The organism is Candidatus Binatia bacterium (assembly GCA_036504975.1).
GTDB lineage: Bacteria > Desulfobacterota > Binatia > UBA9968 > UBA9968 > JAJPJQ01.
This window is the reverse complement of record DASXUF010000060.1, coordinates 1-24,003: the sequence shown is the minus strand read 5'-3', so window position 1 is coordinate 24,003 and position 24,003 is coordinate 1. Positions and strand designations below refer to the sequence as shown.

24 protein-coding genes are annotated in these 24,003 nt (G+C 59.5%); 14 read left to right on the top strand and 10 right to left on the bottom strand.

The features are described from left to right. Window positions 1-570 (bottom strand): NAD(P)-dependent oxidoreductase (locus VGL70_07855; protein ID HEY3303432.1); only part of this gene is annotated, 570 nt, incomplete at its 3' end. A gap of 5 nt (window positions 571-575) precedes the next feature. Next, entirely contained in the window at window positions 576-1,709 is a 1,134-nt protein-coding gene (locus VGL70_07850) for an amidohydrolase family protein (protein HEY3303431.1), read from the bottom strand. 159 nt (window positions 1,710-1,868) lie between these two features. On the opposite strand from VGL70_07850, the gene VGL70_07845 reads away from it, so the two are divergent. Beyond that, window positions 1,869-2,555, top strand: a complete 687-nt coding sequence (locus VGL70_07845; GenBank protein ID HEY3303430.1) for a hypothetical protein — start codon at window positions 1,869-1,871, stop codon at window positions 2,553-2,555. Window positions 2,556-2,606: 51 nt separating this feature from the next. On the opposite strand, the gene VGL70_07840 is transcribed toward VGL70_07845, so the two are convergent. The 4 genes from VGL70_07840 to VGL70_07825 form a co-directional block, all read right to left on the bottom strand. Next, window positions 2,607-4,124 carry a tripartite tricarboxylate transporter permease gene (locus VGL70_07840; protein HEY3303429.1) on the bottom strand — a complete coding sequence of 506 codons (1,518 nt, stop codon included), beginning with the start codon at window positions 4,122-4,124 and terminating at the stop codon, window positions 2,607-2,609. 24 nt (window positions 4,125-4,148) lie between these two features. Beyond that, window positions 4,149-4,622, bottom strand: a complete 474-nt coding sequence (locus tag VGL70_07835; GenBank protein ID HEY3303428.1) for a tripartite tricarboxylate transporter TctB family protein — start codon at window positions 4,620-4,622, stop codon at window positions 4,149-4,151. 30 nt (window positions 4,623-4,652) lie between these two features. Further along, complete coding sequence (locus VGL70_07830) at window positions 4,653-5,627, bottom strand: tripartite tricarboxylate transporter substrate binding protein (protein ID HEY3303427.1); 975 nt, start codon at window positions 5,625-5,627, stop codon at window positions 4,653-4,655. A gap of 191 nt (window positions 5,628-5,818) precedes the next feature. Beyond that, a complete protein-coding gene (locus VGL70_07825; protein ID HEY3303426.1) occupies window positions 5,819-6,358 on the bottom strand; it encodes a YIP1 family protein in 540 nt (179 codons plus the stop codon). Window positions 6,359-6,599: 241 nt separating this feature from the next. Between VGL70_07825 and VGL70_07820 the strand changes: the two genes are divergently transcribed. The 11 genes from VGL70_07820 (at window position 6,600) to VGL70_07770 (ending at window position 17,326) form a co-directional block, all read left to right on the top strand. Beyond that, window positions 6,600-7,766, top strand: a complete 1,167-nt coding sequence (locus tag VGL70_07820) for an LL-diaminopimelate aminotransferase (GenBank protein ID HEY3303425.1) — start codon at window positions 6,600-6,602, stop codon at window positions 7,764-7,766. A 34-nt stretch (window positions 7,767-7,800) separates the two neighbouring features. After that, a complete protein-coding gene (gene folK, locus VGL70_07815; protein HEY3303424.1) occupies window positions 7,801-8,292 on the top strand; it encodes a 2-amino-4-hydroxy-6-hydroxymethyldihydropteridine diphosphokinase in 492 nt (163 codons plus the stop codon). Between the two features lie 190 nt (window positions 8,293-8,482). Beyond that, a complete protein-coding gene (locus VGL70_07810) occupies window positions 8,483-8,728 on the top strand; it encodes a PP0621 family protein (protein ID HEY3303423.1) in 246 nt (81 codons plus the stop codon). A gap of 112 nt (window positions 8,729-8,840) precedes the next feature. Further along, window positions 8,841-9,305, top strand: a complete 465-nt coding sequence (locus VGL70_07805) for an SRPBCC domain-containing protein (protein ID HEY3303422.1) — start codon at window positions 8,841-8,843, stop codon at window positions 9,303-9,305. Next, window positions 9,298-10,809, top strand: a complete 1,512-nt coding sequence (locus VGL70_07800; protein ID HEY3303421.1) for a GMC family oxidoreductase — start codon at window positions 9,298-9,300, stop codon at window positions 10,807-10,809. Before VGL70_07805 ends, VGL70_07800 begins: the two co-directional genes overlap by 8 nt. A gap of 731 nt (window positions 10,810-11,540) precedes the next feature. Next, on the top strand, window positions 11,541-12,029 hold the full coding sequence (locus VGL70_07795; protein HEY3303420.1) for a RidA family protein: 489 nt from the start codon (window positions 11,541-11,543) through the stop codon (window positions 12,027-12,029). Between the two features lie 88 nt (window positions 12,030-12,117). After that, window positions 12,118-12,735 (top strand): peroxiredoxin, encoded by a 618-nt coding sequence (locus tag VGL70_07790; GenBank protein HEY3303419.1) that lies wholly within the window; start codon window positions 12,118-12,120, stop codon window positions 12,733-12,735. Between the two features lie 578 nt (window positions 12,736-13,313). Further along, entirely contained in the window at window positions 13,314-14,261 is a 948-nt protein-coding gene (locus VGL70_07785) for a lysylphosphatidylglycerol synthase transmembrane domain-containing protein (GenBank protein ID HEY3303418.1), read from the top strand. A gap of 43 nt (window positions 14,262-14,304) precedes the next feature. After that, on the top strand, window positions 14,305-15,858 hold the full coding sequence (locus VGL70_07780) for a hypothetical protein (GenBank protein HEY3303417.1): 1,554 nt from the start codon (window positions 14,305-14,307) through the stop codon (window positions 15,856-15,858). Between the two features lie 59 nt (window positions 15,859-15,917). After that, the gene (locus VGL70_07775) at window positions 15,918-16,325 is read left to right on the top strand and encodes a hypothetical protein (GenBank protein ID HEY3303416.1); all 408 of its coding nucleotides are present in this window, start codon (window positions 15,918-15,920) and stop codon (window positions 16,323-16,325) included. Further along, window positions 16,322-17,326, top strand: a complete 1,005-nt coding sequence (locus VGL70_07770) for an ABC transporter substrate-binding protein (protein HEY3303415.1) — start codon at window positions 16,322-16,324, stop codon at window positions 17,324-17,326. The genes VGL70_07775 and VGL70_07770 overlap by 4 nt, the downstream gene beginning before the upstream one ends. Window positions 17,327-17,394: 68 nt before the next feature. Here the strand turns inward: VGL70_07770 and VGL70_07765 are convergent, their stop codons facing one another. The 3 genes from VGL70_07765 to VGL70_07755 are packed head-to-tail and all read right to left on the bottom strand — an operon-like array spanning window position 17,395 to window position 20,416. Continuing rightward, window positions 17,395-18,486, bottom strand: a complete 1,092-nt coding sequence (locus VGL70_07765; GenBank protein ID HEY3303414.1) for an extracellular solute-binding protein — start codon at window positions 18,484-18,486, stop codon at window positions 17,395-17,397. Window positions 18,487-18,509: 23 nt separating this feature from the next. After that, a complete protein-coding gene (locus VGL70_07760) occupies window positions 18,510-19,574 on the bottom strand; it encodes a tetratricopeptide repeat protein (GenBank protein HEY3303413.1) in 1,065 nt (354 codons plus the stop codon). A gap of 2 nt (window positions 19,575-19,576) precedes the next feature. Beyond that, the gene (locus VGL70_07755; GenBank protein ID HEY3303412.1) at window positions 19,577-20,416 is read right to left on the bottom strand and encodes a tetratricopeptide repeat protein; all 840 of its coding nucleotides are present in this window, start codon (window positions 20,414-20,416) and stop codon (window positions 19,577-19,579) included. A 98-nt stretch (window positions 20,417-20,514) separates the two neighbouring features. Between VGL70_07755 and VGL70_07750 the strand changes: the two genes are divergently transcribed. Continuing rightward, window positions 20,515-21,720, top strand: a complete 1,206-nt coding sequence (locus VGL70_07750; protein HEY3303411.1) for a Gfo/Idh/MocA family oxidoreductase — start codon at window positions 20,515-20,517, stop codon at window positions 21,718-21,720. A 16-nt stretch (window positions 21,721-21,736) separates the two neighbouring features. Then, entirely contained in the window at window positions 21,737-22,717 is a 981-nt protein-coding gene (locus tag VGL70_07745; protein ID HEY3303410.1) for an amidohydrolase family protein, read from the top strand. Window positions 22,718-23,353: 636 nt separating this feature from the next. On the opposite strand, the gene VGL70_07740 is transcribed toward VGL70_07745, so the two are convergent. After that, on the bottom strand, window positions 23,354-24,003 hold a 650-nt coding region (locus tag VGL70_07740; GenBank protein HEY3303409.1), incomplete at its 5' end, for a tripartite tricarboxylate transporter substrate-binding protein.

Below are 24,003 nucleotides of genomic sequence, written 5' to 3'. Positions count from 1 at the left end.
CGCGATCTTTGGATCGAGATAGGGATCCACCGCCTGAACCCGCATCTTTAATCCTTGCGCGCGGGGCGCGACCTGGCGCCCGACGTGACCCAGTCCGACGATGCCGAGGGTCCGTCCCGCGATGCGCGAGACCGGGCCGCGATAGGCGTGCAGCTCGGCGGTGTGGCGCCGCCATTTCCCGTCGCGCACGTACTGGTTCATGCGGACAAGCTTGCGCGACACGGCGATCAACAGGCCGATGGTCTGCTCCGCGACTTCGATGGAGTTGCAGCCGGCCGCGTTGCAGATTTTCACGCCGAATTCCTCGGCCGCCCGGAGATCCATCCGGTCTACGCCGACGCCGGTGCGGCAGACGACCTTGCAACGCTTTAGCTGCGCGATGATCTTCCGGGTGAAAGGCACCGAGCCGTGCATGATGATCGCGTCCGCGTCGCGGCCGGCCTCCGCCACCTCCGCGTCGGTTTTGGGCCGCGCGATCACCAGCTCGGCGTCGATCTCATCGAGGATCGGCTTGATCAGAGCGACGGGAACTTCGTTGCTGCCGAAATACTTAACGCGAAATTTGGCCACCGCAGCTAAACCCCCAACCCATACAATCGCGCGGGATTGTCCCAAAGAATCTTGCGCCGCGTGTCAGCGGACAACTTGTCGTTACCGCTGAGCGATCCGACGGTTTTATCCGGGAATTTATCGATCGCGTCGCTATGCGGGTAATCGGTCGCGATCGTGAGGTAGTCCTCGCCGACATGCTCCACGAACGCGGGAACGAGCTCTTCGCCGGCCTCGCAGCTCACCCAGCACTGGCGCTTGAAGTAAAAGCTCGGTTTCTCTTTGGTGACTTTGGCGGAGCCGTGCGATTCGTGCTCCCAGTGCTCGTCCATGCGCTCCAGCCAGAACGGCACCCAGCCGCAGCCGGATTCAAGGTGCGCGACTTTCAACCTGGGGAATTTTTCCAGGACGCCGTCGCCGCAGAAGTTGAGACAGGCGAGCATCTGTTCGAGCGGGTGGCAGGCGATGTGGCGGCCGAACTCGCTGTAGCGGTCCGAGCCGGCCTGGGGCAGGATGGTGCGGGCGCCCTCGTGGACGCAGACCGTTACGCCGAGGTCCGACGCGGTCTCATAGATCGGGTAATAGTCCGGGCTGGAAAAAGTGCGGCCGCAGAATTTGTTGGGCCGCCAGAAGATGCCGACGAGGCCGAGCTTCTCTCTCGCGTATTTCAGTTCGACGACGGCCCGAGCCGGGTCTTGCAAGGGAATGAGCATCACGCCGTGAAGTCGCTTGCGATCATAGTCGCAGTATTCCGCAAGCCAGGTGTTGTAGGCGCGGCAGACCGCAGCGCTGAGCTCCGGGTCCATATCGTCGCGCCACATGATATAGAGACCGATGGTCGGGAACAGGACGCTGACATCGATCCCCTCGCGGTCCATGTCGCGCAGGTTCGAGGCGGGATCGAACTTGTGCGCCAGAGCGTCCGCGAAGCACTCGCGCCACCGTTTCGACGAAGCGAAGATGTAGCCGTGGTCTTCCATCGACCGGCCCGGCCGCCGCTCCGAGTCGGACACCGGTTTTCCATCCACCATGCGAACCGTCTGGTTGGGTCCCTCGAGACGCACGCGACCACGAAACTTCTCGGGCAGATATCTTGCGTAAAGGTCGGAGGGCTCCAAAACGTGCCGGTCGGCGTCGATCACTTTGAATCCGTCTTTCATCCTCGATTCCTTCCGTCTCTGACTTTAGCCTCAAAATAGGACGAGTTTATGGTCTCGGTCAAGATAACCGCTTCCCACGGTTCAAGGCACGGCTGTCCAATCCTCGCGGACCAGAGCCTCCGTCTTGGTTTATCACACCATTTTTCGTAGAATGACTGCGTGCAAGTAAGCTATCAAAAACAGGTCGTGGCGGTGATCTTTTTCAGCGCGCTGCCCTTTCTCGCAATCTCCAGCACCAGCTTCGCGGCTTCTCAGTACACGCCCAAGCAGCTCGAGGCCTACGGCCGGTACGTTGGGAAAACTTACTGGGTCGTCGAGCACGAAATCAAACCGCCGGCGTTTCTGTCGGCTCCGGCGCCGGCGGCGCCCAGCTTCCAACCTGCAATCAAAGATTCCTTCGAGATCAAGGAGATCGTCGGCGGCACGGCGCAAACCCGTGAGCATTACTACAGAGTGGTTTTCGACTCCGGCAAGGAGGGCTTTCTATCCCTCGGCTCTTTTCTGGAGCACTTCAACGCTTCACTCGTTACCGTGGACCCCGGCCGGGACGCCAAGGCCAAGCTCGCCAAGGAAACTGAAGCTGAAAACAAACGCCAGGCATGGATCCGGGCGCAGCACTGGCCGGAGCACGTCAAAGAGGCCGCGCTCAAGAGGCAGCCCGTTTTGGGAATGAGTACGAAAGAAGCCAAGGCGGCTTTGGGCGATCCCAAGAGGATGGTACCCATGAAGAGCGCTACGCTTTTGTTGGGAACTCAGGAGCAGTGGACCTATGAAAATGGCTTAGTGCTGACGTTCACGAACGGCCTCATCACCCGCATCCAAACGCTGAAAGCCAAGAACGAATAGATCCAATCCAGGTAAAAGTTTCCACGGATCTTCGTCGAAGCGCAACGAAGACTATGAGGCTTTTTGAGGAGCCTCGTGGTGGTGCGCCCGTCCCGCTAGAAAACGGCTGATCGACGGCCAGATCACCAACAGGATCGACGCGATCACCAACGCCGCGCTGATCGGGCTGGCAAAAAAGATCTTCGGCGAGCCCTGCGACATGATCAGGCTTTGACGCAGGGCCGATTCCGCCAGGTCTCCCAACACCAAGGCCAGGACCATCGGAGCGATCGGATAGTCGAGCTTTTTGAAGACGTAACCGATGACGCCGAAGATCATCATGTACCAGATGTCCATCGTGCTGTTATTCACCGCATAGGCGCCGATGGCGCAGACGTAGACGATCGAAGGAAAGAGGATCGCGAAAGGGATCCTCAAGATCGCGGCAAAAAAAGGCACGAAGAGAAGAACGATCAACACCCCGATCACGTTTCCCGTGTACATGCTGGCGATCAGTCCCCAGACGAAATCCGGTTTTTCTTTGAACAGCATCGGTCCGGGCTGGAGGCCCCATATCAAAAGTCCGCCCAGCATCACGGCGGCGGTGGGCGAGCCGGGAATGCCGAGCGTGATCATGGGCAAGAGTGCCGAGACCCCGGCGGCGTGCGCCGCGGTCTCCGGGGCGACCACCCCTTCGATGGCGCCGTGGCCGAACTTTTCCGGGGTCTTGGAGAGGCGCTTGGCGAAACCGTAGCTCATGAAGGAGGCCGGCGTGGCGCCGCCGGGCTTGATTCCCATCCAGGAGCCGATAACAGCGCTGCGGATAAAAGTCTTCCAGTATCGCGTCAGCTCCTTCAGCGTGCTGGTGACGGTGCGCCACGTAACCTTCGCTTGAACTCCTTTCAGCGAAAGTCCCTCTTCGACCGTCAAAAATATTTCGCCGATGCCGAAGAGGCCGATCACCGCGACGACGAAGTTGAACCCGCGCATCAGCTCGATGGTCCCGAAGTTGAGCCGGAGCTGTCCGCTGATGATGTCCATACCCACCGTCGCCATGATGAACCCGACGAAAATGGAGACGAGGGTCTTGGGCACGCTGCCTCCGCCCAGGCCGACGAAGGCGCTGAACGTGAGCATCTGGATGCCTAAAAATTCCGGCGGGCCGAACTTGAGCGAGAACTCCGCGATGATCGGAGCGAAAAATGTGACCAGGATGATAGCGAACGCGGCGCCGAAAAAAGAAGAGGTGAAAGCGGCGGTCAGAGCCTCCCCTCCCCTGCCTTGTTTGGCGAGCGGATGGCCGTCGAAAGTCGTGGCCACCGACCAGGGCTCGCCGGGGATGTTAAACAGGATCGAGGTGATGGCGCCGCCGAACAGCGCGCCCCAATAGATGCACGAGAGCAGAATGATCGCCGAGGTGGGCGGCATGACGAAAGTGATCGGGAGAAGTATCGCCACGCCGTTGGCGCCGCCGAGCCCCGGCAGCACGCCGATGATCGTGCCTAAAAAAATCCCCGCCGTGGCGACGAACAGGTTGTAGGGCGTAAGCGCGATCTGAAATCCCATCAAGAGGTTGCCGAACGATTCCATCAGGTAAGATCTCCCGTTGATTGATCAGTAGAGGCCGCTGATCCATGTCCAATGGCCTTTCGGCATAGGAATCAGAAACCATCGGTCGAAAACGAAGTAGCTGGCGACCGGCAAAGCCAGACTGACGGCGAGCGTCGCGGCCCAACGGTGCTTTCCGATCCAGCGCATGTAAAACGCAAGGTAGATCGCAGCCGCCGGATAGAGACCGAAAGCCTCGGTGAGCGCCACCATGCCAAAGGCCGGCAGTGCAACCTTCAGGACCGGAGTCAGCCCGCCTTCTTGGATGAAAGGCTTATCGGCGGATGACGAGCGATTGAGAAATGCCTGGACGAGGATGATGGCGCTGCACAGGACGAGGCCGACGGCCAGCCAAAAAGGGAAGAACCCGGCTTCCGGGCCGTTGAGTCCCCAGCCTATTCTCAGCTTCAGGGATTCCCACAGTATGAGTCCGCCTAAAACGAGCAGAACGGCCCCGCATGCGTTGTCCGCTTTCCGCATCTAGCTTCTCCCGGTGAGGGCCGCACTGGTCTATTTTTTAAGCAACCCGCCTTTGGTCATGAGGTCCTTGTGGAGGTTCTCCGTTTGTTCGAGCCATTTGACATATTCGGGTCCGGTCAGAAAAGCCCGCTTCAAGCCGCCATCGTCGGTGAATTTCTTCCACTCGGGAGTGTCGGAAACCTTCTTGAGCAGATTGACGTACCACTCCTGCACGTCCTTGGGGATTCCCGGCGCCGAAAAGATTCCGCGCAGCATCAGGTAATGAATATCCTGTCCGAGCGCCTCTTTGACCGTCGGGATCCCTTTCCAATCCGGCAGATCCAGACGCTCGGTATCGAAGATGGCGAGCGGCCTCACCTTCCCGCCCTTCCAGTGGCCCACCGCTTCGTTGGGATTGTTGACCGTGGAGTCCACGTGCTTCCCAACCAGGTTGACCGCCACGTCGCCCCCGCCTTTGAACGGCACATAGATAAACTTGAGTCCCAGCGCCTGTTCCAGTTGGACCGTGATGATTTGATCCTCTTGAGCCGTTCCCGTCCCGCCCATCTTGAAAGTCCCGGGCGATTTTTTTACCGCGTCGATATACTCCTTGGCCGTTTTATAAGGTGTCTCCGCATTGACCCAGAGGACAAATTCGTCCAGGGCCAGACGGCCGACCGGAGTCAAGTCCTTCCAGTTGAACGGAACCCCCGTGGCAAGCGGCGTCGTAAAGAGATTCGAGAGAGTGATGATGATCACATGGGCGTCGCCCTTTTTACCCGCCACGTAGGTGAAGCCTTCGGCGCCCGCCCCCGCGGACTTGTTGACGGCCACGAAAGGCTGGGGGGCGAGATTATGCTTGGAGATCAGGGGAGCGATAAACCGGGCCATGACGTCGGCGCCGCCGCCCGTGCCGGCGGGGATGACGAACTCGACCGGCCTGGTGGGCTCCCACGACCGAGCCTCTTGCCAGGAGCCGGCAGCAGCCGCGAGCAGGACCGTAAGTAACGGTATAGTCTTCTTCATGAAAGTTCCTCCTTCTCTGGGCCGCTTCTACCACCGTGGGATAAAGAAAGTCAATGGCGGGATCTGACTCAATAGAGGCTGCTAAATCAGCCCCGAATGAGCCGGGGAACAAAATCCTGACCGGCGTCCCCGGTTGTGAGTTTGCGGAAAGAGAAGTTGGAATGAACCGTCCGGCGCCGTTCCGAGCCGTGCTACGGATTGACGCTCATGGTGGGTCCAACGAAAAGAAAAAAGAACAGGATGAAGACGACGGCCTGCACGATCCAGCCGATCAGACAGACCCCCACGGCTCGAAGCGTGCTGCTGTAATCCAGCGCCTGTCTCACGGCGATCACCATGGCGACCAGCATCCAGATCGAAGCTGCGACAAAAATAATTTTCCCAAGCACTGGAATGACGCCCAATATCTGGATAACTCCCGGAGAGCTGGAGAACCCTATGGTCCGAAGCAGTTGACCGATATCGGCGTCGGTTTGTGGTTCGGGAAGAAGTTTCGTGCCGATGATAAACGTGAGGTACGCCCAGATGAACCAGCCGATAAGCGCGCCGATGGCGCCGATAAAAAGCCCGACGGCGCCGGCCGAGACGACGCTGCCGATTCCCGCGGCGACGCTGGAGAGCAGCACGACACCCAGCGCCTGGCCGAGAGCCGTCTTGTCGGCCTCGACCTCTTCGTAAACCGTCACGTCCAGCTTGGCGGCCCGCACCGCGCGTTCGATTAGGTTTGACATAATGCGCAGGCTTGTATAGCCGGGCGAGCCGGTTGTCAAGAAATATTTCGCGCCACCCGGGCCCTCCCATACTCTCACAAAATCCGGCTCAATCTGTCTGCTACATCTTCGACACGCGCTCTCGGGTGCTGAAACCCATTTAGAATCTGAAACCCGCCAAATATCAAAGTAGTTGTCAAAGATAAAAAAACCAGATAAAAAGGTCCCGTTTTGCGTTTAAGGAAAGTTTTGGAAGTTGGCCATCGCGATTAAAAAAGCCAAACGAATCAACGAGTTGCCGTCTTACCTTTTCGCCGAAATCGACCGGCGAAAGAGAGAAGCGCTGGCGCGCGGCGTGGATCTGATCGATCTCGGCATCGGCGATCCGGATATTCCGACGCCGGCGCCGATCGTCGAAAAGCTGGCCGAGGGCGCGAGCAAGCCGGCAAACCATCGCTATCCCAACACCACCGGAATGAAGGAGTACCGCCAGGCGGTTGCGAGCTGGTACCAGAACCGCTTCGGCGTCAAGCTCGATGCGGAAAAGGAAGTCGTCTCGTTGATCGGCTCCAAAGAAGGCATCGCCAACATGGCTACCGCTTTCGTCGACCCCGGCGATATCGTCCTGGTTTCGAGTCCATGCTATCCGGTGTATCACATCGGGACTCTGTTCAACGGCGGAAAAAATTATTTTCTGCCGCTCACGAAAGAGAATCGTTTCCTGCCGGACCTCGACGCGATTCCCGCCGAAGTCGCGCGGGCGGCCAAGATGCTGTGGATCAACTATCCCAACAACCCCACGGCGGCGGTGGCGGAAAAAGATTTTTTCACGCGCGTGATCGAGTTCGCGAACAAATATAACGTCATCGTCTGCCACGACGCGGCCTACACCGAGATGGGCTTCGACGGCTATCGCCCGATGAGCTTTCTCGAAGTCGAGGGCGCGCGGGAGATCGGCATCGAATTCCACTCGCTCTCCAAGAGCTTCAACATGACCGGCTGGCGCGTGGGCATGGCCGTCGGCAATCCGGAGCTCGTCGCCGGCCTGGCGCAGGTCAAGTCGAACATCGACTCCGGCATCTTCCAGGCGGTTCAGGAGGCGGCGATCGAGGCCTTGCGCTTGGGCGACAAAATCATCGAGCCATCGAGAAGAGTCTTTCAGGAAAGGCGCGACATTCTCGTGGACGGGCTCCGCGCCGCGGGATTCGAATGCGAGAAGCCGCGCGCGACGTTCTACGTCTGGGTTTCGGTTCCTAAGGGATTTACCTCGGCGGATTTCACCGCTAAGCTGCTCGACCAGGCCGGTGTCGTCACGACGCCCGGCAACGGCTTCGGCGCGCCGGGCGAGGGCTACGTGCGCTTTACCCTCTGTGTGGACAAATTACGCTTGAAGGAGGTCACGGAGAGAATCCGGCAGGTAAGAATTTAGGCGTCACACCTGGAGGATCTATCCTGAACGGACTGTGCCCCATCAGGTATATATAGGCATCGGCTCCAACCTGGGAAACAAGCGGGAGAACTACCTGGAGGCGCTGGAAAGAATCGCCAAGCTCCCCAAGACCCGCATCATCAAAGAATCCTCCGTCTACGAAAGCCAGCCGCACGGCGATTCCAAGGAATGGTACATCAACGGGGTCATCGAGATTGAAACCGAGATGAAACCCGAGCTGCTGCTGACTAAATTGAAAAACATCGAGCGCGCCATGGGGCGGAAGAAAGTGCGCAAGAAGTGGGGCGCGCGCATCATCGATCTCGACATACTGCTTTACGACTCGCTCATCATGAACAAGAAGAATTTAAAAATTCCTCACCCGGAAATGCACCAGCGCAAGTTCGTCCTGATCCCGTTGATCGAGCTCGGGCCGCAAGTGATCCATCCGGTCCTGGGCACCTCGATTTCCGAGATCCTGGTCGGAGTCAAAGACGACAAGCGCGTCAGCCTCGCCCGGCTGTAGGTAAGGTTCAATTTGAATGCAACAACATTTCTATGTAGGGCAGGCCCCTGTGCCTGCCCTTCTTTTCGGGCGACCACAGGGGGTCGCCCCTACAAAATTTTATCAAACAGAATCCACTACCCGGCTCTAGCAGGCCTTGGCACCGGTCCGGAGCGGTGATAATACAGCTCTGTCCAAAGAGTCTCCCGCAATGCTGAGGCTGATTCTCCTCTTCTTCCTGTTTTTTCTTTTCTTCACGCTCCTCAATCTCTATCTATTCACCCGAAAAAGACCGCGCAATCTGCGCCAGAGCGACGCCGCCAAGCCGGAGGAGATGGTCCTCGACCCGCAGTGCCAGAGCTATCTTCCCAAGAGCGAGGCCATGCTCCGCGGCGACCAATATTTTTGCAGCGAGCAGTGCGCGCGTCTATACCTCGCGGGCCGATCGAGCAATTAATCGCCGCGTGAGTAATGAACCTCGCCTTCGCCTTTTCATTGATTTGCCCCTCTCCTTTATCCTCTCCCCCGCAACGGGGGAGAGGGAAGGGTGAGGGGGAACACCATTTAACATGATTCTCGAAGGCAAGATCGATGTCGCAGCTCCCCGCGCAGTTCTCTGGGATTTTCTCCTGGACATCGATCGCTTCTCATCGTGCCTTCCCGGCCTGGAGCAGGTCACGGAGATCGACGAGCGCACGTTCGAAGGCGTCGTCGTAGCGGCCGTCGGCCCGATCTCCGGCAAGTTCAGCTTCCGGTCGACGATCACCGACAGCACGCCGCCGAGCGACCTCGTGGTGCAAACCGACGGCGAGGATTCCGTCACCCACAGCCGCGTCACCGCGAGATTGAACCTGAAGCTTGCCGAGCCGCTTGAAAAGCGCACGGAACTGAGTTATCGCGCCGACATAGAGATCAAAGGTCGACTCGGTATCCTCGGCGATATGGTCCTGCGTGCCACGTCGGTGTTGGCGCTGGAGGAATTTGCCCGAAGACTAAAAGCGCGAGTGGAGATTGCGGAGCTACCGCATGGCTGATTTTTACGATGTTATCATTATCGGCGGAGGCTCGGCGGGATGCACCGCCGCCGCCCGCTTATCGGAGGATCCGAAGCGCAACGTGCTGCTGCTGGAAACCGGGCCCGACCCGCAGCCGATCCCGGACATCGTGGCAGAAGCATCGCAACAAACGCGCCTACTGCTCGAATCGCCGTTCGTAATGATGTATCCCTCGCAGCGAAAGATCGACGGCAGCACGTATTACGCGCTCTCGGGACGGATCATGGGCGGCGGCTCGTCGGTCAACGTCATGTCCGTGTTGCGGCCCATGAAGCACGATCTCGACAACTGGGTCGCGCACGGGAACCCCGACTGGTCGTATGAAAAATGCCTGCCGGTAATGAAGCGCATCGAATCGGACCAGGATTTTCCCGATAGCCCGATCCACGGCAACGACGGCCCGCTGTACGTGAAGCGGCCCTTCATGTTGGACATGCCGGCATCGGCGCCGGTGCGCGCTTTCATCGATCGCGCGCTCGGCATGGGACTCTCCTCCTGCCCCGATCTCAACGTTGCCGAGCCGTTGGGCGTCTGTGCATCGCCCTATAATATTAAAAACGGCAAGCGGCAATCGACCACCGTTGCGTATCTGAATCTCGCCCGCGGCCGGAAAAATCTGACGATCGTCGCCGAAGCGCCGGTGCGATGGTTGAAAATCGACGGGCGCAGAGTGACTGAAGTCGTATACGAAAAGGAACGACAGGTTCGGCGCGTCGCCGCCGACAAGATCGTGCTCGCCGCCGGCGTTTACCACACGCCGCAGGTTCTCATGCTCTCCGGTGTCGGCCCGGCCAAAGAGCTGGCGCGGCTCGGCATCAAGACAGTGCATGCGCTCGAAGGCGTGGGCGAGAACTATCAAGACCACCCGGTGGTCTACATGACGTTCGAGGGGCCGACGCACTTCAGTGAAGATTGGGTGGTACCGCGCTTTCGTCTGATCACCAAGAGCGATCCGTCGCGGTCCTGCGCGAACTTTCACATCGTGATGCGGCCACCGACCGAAGTGAAAGGTATTAAACGAATGATGCCCGTCTCCGCCCATCTGCTGGAACAGACCACGCGCGGCAAGCTTACGCTGCGGAGCACAGAACCGAACGAGCTACCGGCGATCGAGTCGCGCATGCTCGAGGACGGCCGCGACGTCGAGGCCATGACCAACACGATGCGCTTCATTTTCGATCTCACGCAGCATGACTCGATGGAGAAATACTACGGGCCGCTCGTGCAACCGGGTCCGAAGGACGATTGGGCTAAATTCGCGCGCTCGACCTACGACAGCTACCATCATGGCGTGGGCACCTGCCTGATGGCGCCGGCGTCGAACAAGATGGCCGTCGTCGATCAGAAGCTGAAAGTCCACGGCATGGACAATCTCTGGATCGCCGACGCTTCGATCATGCCGACGGTCACGCACGCCAACACCAATCTCACGGCGATCATGATCGGCGAGCGCGTGTCGGATTTTATCAAGGAGCTTGGCTGAGAGCTGCGCGTGAGTGCGCCGGCAATCCCGCCCCACTCGCCCTTCGACCCTTCGAGGGGCCTCAGGGCAGGCCCCCTCGACAGCCTTTAGTCCCGAGCCTGTCGAGAGGTCAGGGCGAACGGGATAATTTTTAAGTCGGGGCAATTTTCCGTTCGTGCTGAGCCCGCCCGCCTGTCCTGAGCAAAGCCGACGGGTCGAAGCATGCGGGCACGGATGAACATCCCCGCAGCAAGCTGCGGGGCATCAAGAGGCGCTCGGATGATTTTCCCCAAGTTGTCACCCCCGGATGTTTTTATCGTGGTTCGACTTCGCTCACCACGACCCTGAGCAGCCTGTCGAAGGGTCGGGGGTCCAGTCCGAAATTCCGGAGCTTTACTCATGCTTGTTTTGTCTCGGGATTCGCGCCACATCTTTTTTATTTTGCCTCTTCCGCCTTCCGTATGGATAACTTATCACTATCACCTTGATTTCGTTCACCACGTGCCCTTCTTAGAACGGGTAAAGGGTTACCACAGCACGGTTGCCTTACAGATCTGAAACCTAAATCCTTTGTGCTCTTTTGCGGTTAAAACTTCTTTCCTTCGTGCTCTTCGTGTCCTTCGTGGTGAATCTCCTTCACACTAAACCCAGAAGAACCTTAATTTTCTTATTTACGCCTTGCTCTCGCCTCGCGCCTGCTTTTTTCATATGATCCGCTGCGTCTCAAATTTGCAAATCGAAGGAGCGCATAAATGAAGAAGAAAAAGCGGGCGAAAGAAACGATCGAGACAAAACTATCCGCGCTTGGGTTCGAGCTGCCGCAACCGCCGACGCCGGCGGCGAACTACATCCCTTTCGTCAGAGTCGGCGATCTCCTGTTTATCGGCGGCAACATCGGCCGCTTGAACGGCCAACCGCCGAAATACACCGGAAAAGTCGGCGGCGAAGTCACGCTCGAACAGGCCTACGAGATGGCGCGCGATTGCGCGCTGAATCATCTCGCGATCATGAAAGCGGCTCTGAGGAGTCTCGATCGAGTGAAGCGGATCGTGAAAGTCTTAGGCTACGTCGCCGTCGCGCCCGGATTTACCGACATGCCAAAGGTCGTCAATGGCGAGTCCGACCTTCTCGTGAAACTCTGGGGCGCGCGCGGCGAGCACGCCCGCGCCGCCGTCGGCGTCGCCTCGCTTAGCAAAGACGCGCCGGTGGAAACGGAGATCATCGTGCAGGTGCGGAGATAGCATTCAAGGACGTTGGGGCTAGCGAGACCGGCTGGCGAGTGATAATAATTTTTGTGAGTGAGACCAACACAACAGGAGGTGAGACGACATGGCAGACACAGCGACGAATTTGAAACTCGGGACGAAGGTGCCGGATTTCGAGTTCGAGACCTACGAGCCGGCGAAAGGCGACTTCGGCAAGTTCCGCCTGCAGGATCAAATCAGCAACAAGCGCTGGACGATTCTCTTCTTCTATCCGGCCGACTTCACCTTCGTCTGAGCGACCGAATTCGCTGCTCTGGCAGAGCAGCACGACCGTTTCGTCAAGATGGGGTGCGACATCATCACGGTGAGCACGGATACCAAGTTCGTGCACAAGGCGTGGCAGGAGAATGAGAAGGAGCTTGCGAAGGTCAAGTACCCGATGGCAGGCGATCCTACCGGAAAGGCGGCACAGATGTTCGGCGTGTACGACGAGGACACCGGCCTTGCGTTGCGAGGAACCTTCATCATCAACCCCCAGGGGGTCCTGATGAACGCCGAGATCAACTTCTACAACCTCGGCCGAAACATCGACGAGCTGATGCGTAAGTTCAAAGCGAACCTCTACCTGTCGAAAAAAACCAACGAGGCCTGCCCCTCGAAGTGGAAGGACGAAGGCGACAAGACCCTCACACCGTCCGCAAAAATGGTGGGCAAGGTCCACGAAGCGCTACAAGGCAAATAGTCCTGATCTTGTCCGTTACGAAGCCGTGTTGGGGCCGGGTCTTCTACCTGGCCCCATCCAGTTTGGAGTCCCCACCAAACTCCTAACAGCATCTGTAGGTAAGATTCAGTGGGGCGATTCGAGCTAAAGATCTTTCTTATGTTCAGCGCCCATGTGCTTGCATTAGGAGTGTCGATACATTTTCTGAGGCGTTCGCGGCGGCGATGAAAGGTGACAAGGTAATTGCGGCGACGAAAGACAGACAAGCCTCTCCTTTTTGCTTCCGAAGTCTAGATGGAGATGCACCGACGGAAAATGGCAGATAATATTCCAGCAGGGAACGAACGCGCAATGAGAATACGGAAAAATTGGCATCGGAGAACTTTCTTCTTGACGATGTGCAATACGGGCGTTAGGCTTCCAACAATTCTTCATACTGGAATGGCGCATGGCACAGTCGCCGCGAATTACAATTCCCTCTTATCCTCATCACATCATCCAGCGCGGGACGATCTAAGAAGACGGCTGGGACTACGATTGAAAAAATTCTCTGATCCCATTTTCTTTTTTGCCCGGCGATGATACCAGCCAAGCGCACGTTGCTCGCGGCACTGCGGACGGCGATCGGCGTCGGCCTGCTGGTCTACCTCGGCACTTTAGGCGCGATCAACTGGTCAGCCTTGTTGGGTTTGGCGGAGGCCTGGCCGCTATCGCTCACCGTTCTCGCCCTTTTGGTCATGACCGTGGTCCTCACCTCGTGGCGCCTATGCGTGCTGCTGAAGCCGCACGGCCTGCACCTTTCACTCGCCTCGTCGCTCCGGCTCACCTTGATAGGGGCTTTTTTCAACGCGTGCCTGCCGGGAATCACTGGCGGTGATATCGTCAGGGTCTACTATGCCACGGTGGGCAACCGGAGCGGATTCACCGAGATCGCCACGGTGATGCTGCTCGACCGTGCCGTGGGCGCGTTCGCGCTGGCGCTCTGGCCGCTGCTGGCCGCCCCACTGTTCCCGCGGTTGCTGGAGTCGGTGGGAATTTTACTCGTCTTGCTATGGGCTGCGGCCGCTGTCGTAGCGGCGATGCTTGCGGGTGTGTTGTTCTGTTTTGCGAGGCAGGAGAGAAATAGCCGCCCGATGTCCCGCGCCTTCCCGAGGTTGCGCCTGGTGGCTCACGCGGAACGGGTGTTTAAAACTGTGGGCGCGTACCGCCGGAACGTGGGTATCCTGCTGGCGGCGGTCGGGATCTCGTTGCTGGTACAGACGATCACGGTAGGGGTCATGTTGCTTTTGGTTCAGGCCACCAGCCCCACCGGGGTCAGCGGTCCGATGGTCATTCTGATCCCGCTCGGCTTTATGGCCAACGCCCTGCCGGTGACCCCGGGCGGGTTAGGAGTGGGCGAAGCGGCTTTTATCAAGCTGTTTCAGTTGGCCGGGCTGACTGGCGGGGCCGAGGCGCTGCTGGGTTGGCGCGTGCTGACGACGTTTGTTGATCTGCTCGGCCTGGTCTTCTATTTACAGGGAGGCAAGCCTTCTGTCGATCGGGGCTGATAGCGGTATCCAGATGACGCGGCGCGTTGGTCCAGCGCTATCGATGTCCGGCGCCCGTCCGGCGCTCGTACCGTGGCGCTTCTCCCCGCGTGGCGTCGCCATACGGTTGTTCGTCACGTGCTGGTTGGTGTACGCCCTTCACTTTGCCACCAACGTCGAACGGGAGATCTACCCGGCCCTGAGCCTGGGCGATCGTCTTAGCTTCGACGTCTCCGAGTACCTCGGTCTGCACGACGACATCTTCGCGCTCCCCGGCCACGGGGCGTTCATCAACAATAACCCTGGGGCCTCGATCCTTGGCGCAATTCCTTACGCCTTGGCCCGCCCGATCATCGACCGCATTGTCGAGCGCGTACAGCGCACCCGTGCCGCCTCCCCCCGACCGGCGCCGGAATACAACACGCCCCACCCGGAGGACCGGGAGTTTTACCGCATGGCGTACGAGCGCGGCTTGGATGTGAAATTCGGTTTAGCGGCGGGGGTGATGCAGGCCTTTTTCATGGCTCCGCTCTCGGCGCTCAGCGCGGTGGTGATGTTCCGTGTTCTGGTGAGTTTGACGTCGTCGGTCCAGGCGGCATTGCTGCTGGCGCTGCTCTATGCGTTCGCGACACCCATCTTTTACCGGACGGCCCAACTGAATCATAATCTCCTCGTCAGCCACTTAGCCTTGTTCGCCTTCGCCCTGCTGTGGAGACCATGGGACGATCCCTCGCGCCCTCAACGCCCCAATTACCTGCTCGCAGGGTTGATTTCCGGGTGGGCGGTAGTCGTCGACTACAGCGGCCTCGTCGTCCTGCTGGTCCTCAGCCTCTATAGTCTTGTGCGCCGCTCCTCGCTTCCCAGAGAGGCGCGGTCGCGTGTTGACGTGCCGCATTTTGCTGCCGGGGCGGGGTTCTCAATTGCAGTGTTGATGGGATACCAGTGGTTATGCTTTGGTAATCCGTTCTATCCGGCCCAGCACTATATGCCGCTAGCAGAATATACCCACTACGGCTACCGCGGCATAGATTGGCCTCACCTAGACTTGCTGTGGGATACGGCGTTTGGGGTGCATTTCGGGTTGTTCACGTCCGCGCCGCTCTTGCTATTGGCCCTCTACACCCCGGGGTGGCTCTCCGGTCGTACCCGCCTCGTGGGCGGCCTCGAGGTATGGTGCATCGTCAGCTTCTCGCTGGCCCTCTTCCTTCTTTGCGCTATGAACCAATACGGCCGCATGCAGGTCATCACCGGGGTACGCTATATCGTGCCGGTAGCACCGTTTCTCTTTCTGCTGGTGGCTGGTGTGTTGCTGCGCTTGCCACCCATACTGGCCGCGTGTATTGGCATCGTCGCCACGTACTGGTCATGGTGCTTGGCGATGTACCGGGACGTGCAGCAAGGTCCCGGCGTCTTCGCGTCGCTCATCCACGTCACGCTCGAAGGATTCCGCTTGCCATGGCTGACGACCTTGGAGCGCATGGGTTACGTCAAGGAGGGGGCCTCCGCACTGCCGTTGCTCGTGCTCTCGGCAGCCATCATCTGGGCGCTGTGGAATGTGGGCGCACCGGTAGTAACGGACGCTCGCCCCTCTGATAGCAGAAATCCCGGGAGCGCGTGAGCGGGGTGGGTTTACTCTGGCTGCTCGGAGCTTATTCGAGGCAAGTAAGGAGGAAGAAGATGAATCAGCCGGAGCCCATCGTAATCATGGATAGTTCCAAGATCCTCGAAGGAAAGCTTGAGGAACTCAAGACGGCGATCAAAGAACTGGTCGGGTTCGTCGAGGCGAACGAGCCTCGGACAATCGCGTACAACATCTACTTCAGCGAGGACGGCACCCGGATGACCGTGGTTCAGGTTCACGCCGACTCTGCATCGATGGAGTACCACATGAAGACGGCGGGGCCGGCGTTCCCGAAGTTTAGGGAACTCCTCAGGCTGTCAACGATGGACATTTATGGCAAGCCGAGCGATAGCTTGCTGGAGCAGATGCGACAGAAGGCTCAGATGTTGGGAAACGCGACTGTGGCGGTACACGAACTTCAGGCAGGTTTCACCAGATTTGGAGTGGGAGCAAGAATAGCATGAGCGGTACTATCCGGCATCTCGGCTGCCGCGTTGCGGTCGCGTCCGCTCTGCTCCTCGCGCCTCTCTGCTTTCCCCCATCCGCCTTCGCGCAGACCGGCCTCAAAAAAGTGCGGATGGCTTTTCCGACCAAGAGCGTCTCGTTTCTGGCTTTTTATGCGGCGTATCACAAGGGCTTCTACAAAGACGAGGGCATCGAGCTGGAGCAGATTATCATGCAGCCGGCGCTGGCGAGCACGGCGATGCTCACCGGCGACATCGACTACAACGGCGCGGTCACCGGCGTGGTCGGCGCAGCCGTAAGGGACCGGCCGGTCAAGGTCGTGCTTTTTACCGTCGCCCGCCCGCTGCAATATCTGATGAGCAAAAAAGAAATCAAAGAGCCGCGCCAGCTCAAGGGCAAAAAAATCGCCGGCAGCTCTCCGGGCGGAACCGTGACTTTCCTCACGGTCCTGATTTTAAAGCGTCTCGGCCTCGACCCGGAACGGGACGTGTCGCTCAATCCGATGGGCGGCACCGGCGCCGGCCGCTTGGCGGCGTTGGAGTCCGGCGTCGTGGACGCGGTCATTCTGGAAAGCCCGGACAATATCCTGGCGCAGCAGAAAGGCTTTCACGAGCTCATCTTCTTCGGCGACTTCATCGAGTTTCCCCAGAACGGCTTCGGCGCCGCCGAGAAAAAACTCCGGGAAAATCCGGACGAGGTCCTGAAGATGGTCCGCGCCACATTGCGCGGCCTCCAGTTCATCTGGGACAAAAAGAACCACGAAGCCGTGCTGGACATCATCATGAAGGAGTTGAAGCCGCCCGGCCGGCAGATGGCGAGCGAGACGTTCGGCCACGTGATGCGCGTCATCACGAAGGACGGTTCGGTAAAACCGGAATCGATTCAGGTACTGATCGATCTGGTGCGGGAGAACAGCAAGGTGGCGCGCCCGGTTCCAGTGACTGAAGTCGTCAATTCTACCTTCTTAGAAAAAGCCCAAAGAGAATTGGGGCTGAAGTAGTTTTTTTGCCTTACTTTTGCCTTGTTTTTCTTTGCCTCTCGCCTGTTGCCTCTCGCCTCACGCCTTATTTATTTTCTCTGCAGCACGATTTCGTCGAGGATCTTGAGCGAGTCGGCGTGGTGCTTGGCCGCGTCTTCGACGGTGTTGAGGTGGAGACGCGGCGTGCCCATCATGGCGCGCAGCTCTTTGATCTTCGGGTAGATCGGCTCGAACTTCGGATTGCTGACGAACCTTCCCTCCTTGGCGAGCATCTGCTGCCCGGCGTCGGAAAGCAAAAAATCATAAAACAGCGCGGCGGCATGCGGGTGCGGAGAAGAGCGGGACATCGTCAGAGGATAGACCAGCGTCGTGACCACGTCCGGCGCGACCCAATCGATCGGCGCGCCCTGCGCGCGCAGCGTCTCGGCGTTGTAGGGATAAATCGTCACCGCGAGCGGCGCTTCGCCGGCCATCATCAGATTGGCGATGTGATCGCGCCCGCGCCGGATGAGGAGCTGGGGCCTGAGTTTTCTTAAATACTCGACGGTCTTGTCTCTTCCCCACGTGCCTCTCAGCGCCAGCACTTCTTCGAGCGAAGATTCGTCGAAGAGAATCTGCCCGCCCCAGCGTTGATGCAAAAGCTCGTCCCAGGTCTTGGGGACGTCCTGGCGCGCGACCATTTTGGGATTGTAGCCGAAAACGCGGAACTCAAAGTTGGTGCTGGTCCAGAGGGCGCCTTTCGCCTGCGCCGGGTAGACCGCCCGGATCGGCGATTCGTAGCGGCCGATCAAATTTCTCTCGAAGAGCGGCGGCAGCAGGTCGGTCGTGGTTTTGACGACGTCGGCGACGAAAATCCCGGCGCGCGACTCGGTCAGGAACTTCTGCGCCACGTCGCGGCTCTTCGCCCGCCAGACCTTCGCGTCGATAAACGGATAGGCTTTTTTGAAGGCTTGAACGTAGCGGTTGGCGTTATCGACGCCGGTGTTGGTGTACCAGACCATCTCGCCGCCTTCGATCTTCGCGCCTTCGACGAGCTTCTTCTCGCGCTCGGCGGCGGGAAGCTTTTCCAGAGCCTTCCAGACATCCTCGGCGCTCTTGGCCTGGCCCGCGTGGCTGAAGCCCGGCAAGGCCAGCGCGGCGCAAAGCGCTAAAATTTTCCCCGTTCGCATGACCCTCGACATGGCTTTCTCCCCCGCTCGATGATTCACTGTTTTTCTTTCTCTGCGCCTTCCGCCTCTTGCCTTTGGCCCCTTTTGATCGCCTCCTCGATCAGCGGCTTGAGCTTTGGATCGAGCTGATAGGCCTTCTGCAAATCGGCTTCGCTCTCTTTGTTACGCCCCTGGCGCAGGCGGACGAGGCCGCGCTGGCCGTAGGCTTCGCCGCTTTTCGGCATCAGGACGATCACCTCGGTGAAATCGCGCGCGGCCTGGTCGTACTCCTTCAGCCGGGCATGCGCCACGCCGCGGTTGTAGATCGCCTCCGGGTCCTGCGGATTCAGGCGCAGCGCTTCGTTGTAGTCTGCGATCGCCTGCTCCGGCCGCCCGGACCGATAGTAGGCAAGGCCGCGGTTATAATAGGGCTCGGGAGCTTTCGGCACCTCCTTCACGACGGCGGTGTAGTCCTCGATCGCTTTTTCGTATTGGCCCAGGTCGGCGTAGGCGATGCCGCGGTTGTAATACGCCTCGATAAATCCCTCGTTGAGACCGAGCGCCTGGTCGTAGTCGATGACGGCGCGCTCTTTTCTTCCCAGCTGTGCATAGGTGTTGGCCCGGTTGTAGTAAGCATCCGCGTCTTTGGGATTCAAGCGGATCGCCTCGTTGTAGTCCCGCAAGGCGGCTTCGTATTGGCCAAGCTCATAATGGGTCGTGCCGCGGTCGAGGTGGATGTCGCCGTTTCCAGGAGTGAGGTCGATCGCCACGGAATAATCCTGCAGGGCGTGCTCGCGCTGGCCGAGGCGGCGATAAGCGTTGGCCCGTTGGTAATAGAGTTCGGCGTCCTTCGGGTCGCGGCGAATCGCCTCGCTGAAATCCTTGAGCGCGCGCTCGTCGTCGTCCAGCTCGGCGTAAGCCTTGCCCCGGTTGAAATAGGCCTTGGCCGAGCGCGGGTCGATTTGGATCGCCCGGTCGTACCGCTCGATCGCTTCCTTGAGCTTGCCGGCTTCGTGCAGCGCGCGCGCTTGCTTGAGAACGTCGTCAGCCGACGCCGGCCACGCGGGCGCCGCGCCGAGAAAGTAAAGGATCGCCGTCAGTATCGCGACGCGGATGGTCATGTTCACTTGGCGGGCGCGCTCTTGGCGCCGATGACGGGCTCCAATTTTTTCTTGATGCCGGGATCGAGCTCGAACGCCCGGGCGAAATCTTTTTCCGCCTCCGCCTTCTTTCCCTGCTCCAGCTTGACGACGCCGCGGTTGGCGTAAATCATCGCGTTCTTGGGCTCGAGCTTGAGCGCCGCGTCGTAGTCCTGAACCGCCTTGTCGTGTTGCCCGAGCAGCAGGTAGGCGTTGGCGCGGTTGCTGTAAACGGCGGCATTTTTGAGATCGAGGCCGAGCGCTTTCGTATAGTCTTGAACGGCCGCCTCATGCTTGCCGAGACGGCGCTGAGCCAGGCCGCGCTCGTAATACGCCGCCGCGTCCTTGGGATCGAGGCGGATCGCCTCGGTGAAATCCTGAACCGCCTTGTCGAACCGGCCGAGAGCGTGGTGCGCGCCGCCGCGCTGCCGGTAGGCATTGGAGTTTTTGCCGTCGAGCCGAATGGCCTCGTCGTAGTCTTTGATGGCACGCTCGTGCTGCTTGAGCTCTTCGTAGGCATTGCCACGGTAGTAAAAAGCTTCCGCGAGCTTCGGATCCAGCTTGATGGCCTGGTCGTGATCTTTGATGGCCCGGTCATGCTGCCCCAGTCTGGCGTAAGCCTCGCCCCTGCCGATGTAGGCTCTAGCGAGGCCGGGATCGGCCTTGATGACTTTGTCGTACGCGGCGATCGCCTCTCCCATCTTCCCGGCCCGGTGCAGCTTCAGCGCCTCGTCATAGGCGTTCTCGGCCTCGCCGCCCCAGGATAGAGCGGCCATCGTCATAACGATGGATGCCGCAATGCCGATTGTTTTCCCCTTGGTCATTGGCCCTGTAAAACGTAACCCAAGATCGAAATAATGTCTATCTTTTCGATCCGGGCTGCTTGACAAGGGCCGGCCTCCGTCTGATAAGAGGTAACGGAATGGCGGATACGGGAAGAAAACTGAAGCTCGGCGTCGTCGGCATCGGCGTCGGCGCGTCGGAGATTCTGCCGGCGATGGAGGCGACGCCCAACATCGAGCTGGTCGCGGGCGCGGACGTGAACCCGCGCGTGCGCCAGACCTTCGAGAAGCGCTACAACGCCCGCACGTACGACAGCATCGAGAAACTCTGCGACGATCCTAATGTCGAAGCCGTCTGGATCTCGACGCCGAATAAATTCCACGCGCCGCACACGATCATCGCCGCCGATCGCGGCAAGCACGTCGTGGTGGAAAAACCGATGGCGATCTCCCTCGAAGAAGCCAAGGGGATGATCGCGGCCGCGGAGAAGAACAAGATCAAGCTCATCTGCGGCCACACGCAGAGCTTCGGCCCGCACATCCGGACGATGAGGAAGATCATCCGCTCGGGAGAATTGGGCAGGCTCTGCGCTATGAACGTCTTCGCTTACACCGATTGGATGTTGCGGCCGCGGACGGCGGAGGAATTGGACATCGATCAAGGCGGCGGCGTTCCCTACCGCCAGGGGCCGCACCAGATCGACACCTTGCGCCTGCTCGGCGGCGGCATGGTGCGGAGCGTCCGCGGCACGACCGGCCAGTGGTTCCGCGGCCGCCCGATTCCCGGCTACTACGCGGCGTTCATGGAGTTCGAAGACGGCGTACCCGCGACCTTCGTCCACAACGGCTACGGTTATTTCCTGGCCGCGGAGATGGTGCCGTGGGGCAGCAACCGCAGCCGCTACACCTACGAGGAGAGATCGGCGATCCGAAAGCAGTTGCTCGACGGCACGCGGAAAGAGAACGAGGACAAGGACGCGATGCGGATCGGCGGCACGCAGGAAAACCAGCTCTTCCGCAACCGCGGCGAGCGCCGGCCGTGGACGCCGAACGACCTCGGCATTTTGATCGTCTCGTGCGAGCGCGGCGATATCCGCCAATCGCAGTTCGGGCTCTACGTCCACGGCGACGACGGCGTGAAGGACGTCCCGCTGCTCGAGGGGAGCACGTCGCGGCGCGGAGAATTGGAAGAGCTTTACAACGCCGTCGTGCTCGACAAGCCGATCCGCCACACGGGCCCGTGGGGCATGGCGACGCTCGAAGTTTGTTTGGCCGTCATGCAATCGGCGCGGGAGCGGCGGGAAATTATTTTATCGCACCAGGTCCCGGCGCCGGAAGACGACTAAAAAAGGAGAGGCACAAATGTACCAGAATACTAAAGTCATCGACGTTCACGGCCACATGACCACACCGCCCCATTTCAGAGGGCATCTCGGCGCGACGATCTCGCTCAACACGCCGGGAAGAAAGCTGGAGATGCCCGACGAGGCGCTCGCCAATTCGCAGAAGAGCCACTTGAAAGGCATGGACGAAAGAAAGATCGACGTCCAGCTCATCGGCCCGCGGCCTGTGGCTATGTGGCAGTGGACCCGACCGTTTCTTCAGCAGGATATTGCCCGCATCACCAACGACGTGATCGCGCGAATCGTGAAGCTCCATCCGGATCGCTTTCTCGGCATGGCGCAACTGCCGCAGAATTCCCAGCTCGACACGAGCAATTGCGTCGCCGAGCTGGAACGCGCCGTGAAAGAGCTGGGGTTCGTCGGCGCTTACGTGAATCCCGATCCGAGCGGCCGGAAAGACGCGCCCGGCATGAACGAGCCCTACTGGCACCCGCTCTACAAGAAAGCGCAGGAGCTTGATGTCCCGTTGATGGTGCATCCGTCGACGAGCTTCGACCCGCGCATCGAGGTCGTCCCGCACAACTACCAGATGAACAACTACACCGAAGAGTTCATCGCCATGCACGTGCTCTCGCACAGCAACGTCTTCGAGCTTTTCCCCCGCTTAAGAATCGTGATCTGCCACTGCGGCGGCGCGCTCAACCGCTTCATCCCCACCGACCACCACATCGCGCAGAAAGATTTGCGCAATAACCTCTTCTACGATTGCTGCGCCTACGACGATAACTTCCTGACCGCGGCGATCAAGCAAAAAGGCGTGGACCAGATGATGTTCGGCACCGAGTTCCCCGGCTCCGGCGGCGCCGCCCGCCCCGACACCGGCAGGCCTTCCGACGACGTCCTGCCGGTCATCGACAGCCTCCCGTTCCTGAGCAGCGAGGACAAGGTGAAAATCTTCAACAAGAACGCGCTGAAGGTCTTCACAAAAGTGAAAGTCTAGTCTGATCTGTCGATAAGGGGCGCCGGCGGCGTTGCCGCGTCGGGTTCGCATCCTTTTTTATCTCCCCCCTCGCCTTAACCCTCTCCCAGTGGGAGAGGGAAGGGTGAGGGAAGTACGCTCCGGTCCGATCCCCTCGCGGCGCCTGGCATCCGCCTCCTCGACGGCCAGCAAAGTTTCGTTACCTAAAACAAGCTCGCGCTGATCTGCGTCCTTCTACTAACACGCTCGCTCGCGCTCGCGTCCTGATCTACCTCGTTGTCGTAAATCGCGTTCTAACTAGCCGACAAGAATTTTCGGCCTGTACCGATGTAAGTGGCGGACGAAACCGCGCCGTCAACATTTTGACACTCGGCTCAGAGAAGCTGAAAACTTTTTCCCCGAAGCCGGTCAAAAAGGTCCAGCTACAAGGCGCGCGAAGGTCCGCGAGCGGAGGCGTACTCTTCTAGCAGGTTGCTGAAAAAACCCACTCGTGCTTCGACAAGCTCAGCACGAACGGAAAATCTTCAATGATATCAGCCCTCCTCCGTTCGCCCTGAGCGTGTCGAAGGGTGAACGGAGAGTTTTTCAGCACCCTTCTAGTACGTTGACGCGAAGCGAACCGAGCGCAACGACGTAGATGGGCCTTTTTCAGCGGCTTCAATCGCGGCCTAGTACCCATTTGAGCCGTTCGACAACCTGCGGCGGCTGCGCGATGACTTCTTTGACGAGAGACTCGAGCTCTTCGCCGGTCAGCGGATTGACTTCCCAATTTCTCTTCTTGGCTTCGGCCAAGAGGGCGGGATCGGCGAGAGTGCGAGCGTAGGCTTGGCGCAGAATCTTCACGCGCTCCGCCGGCACTCCCGGAGCGGTCAGGATGGGACGGCCCAGCCCTACGCCCCCGATGACGACTGGAACCAGCCGGCGCGCTGTTTCCGGAGTCTTGTACCGGTCCATCAACTCCCAGACCGTCGGGACGTCGGCGAGCCGCGGATCGCGTTTTTTTCCGGTTTGAAGGATCACGCGGACAAATCCCCGCTTGTGCCAGCCGAGGTAAGGCTCGCGGCCGAAGAAAGTCGCGACGACCGGGGACCAGCAATGGACTTCGCCGCGCTCGACCGCCAGATCGATCTCCGAGCCGCCCTGATAGCCGTCGACGATTTTTGTCTTGACGCCGAAGACCTCTTCCAACATCCGCGGGAAATAGTGCCCGGTCGTTCCCGTGCCCGAGCTGCCGCAGCGCGGCGGCTCCTTGGCGTTGCGCAGATCTTCGATCGTGCGGTAGGGCGTATCGGAGCGGATAAAATGCA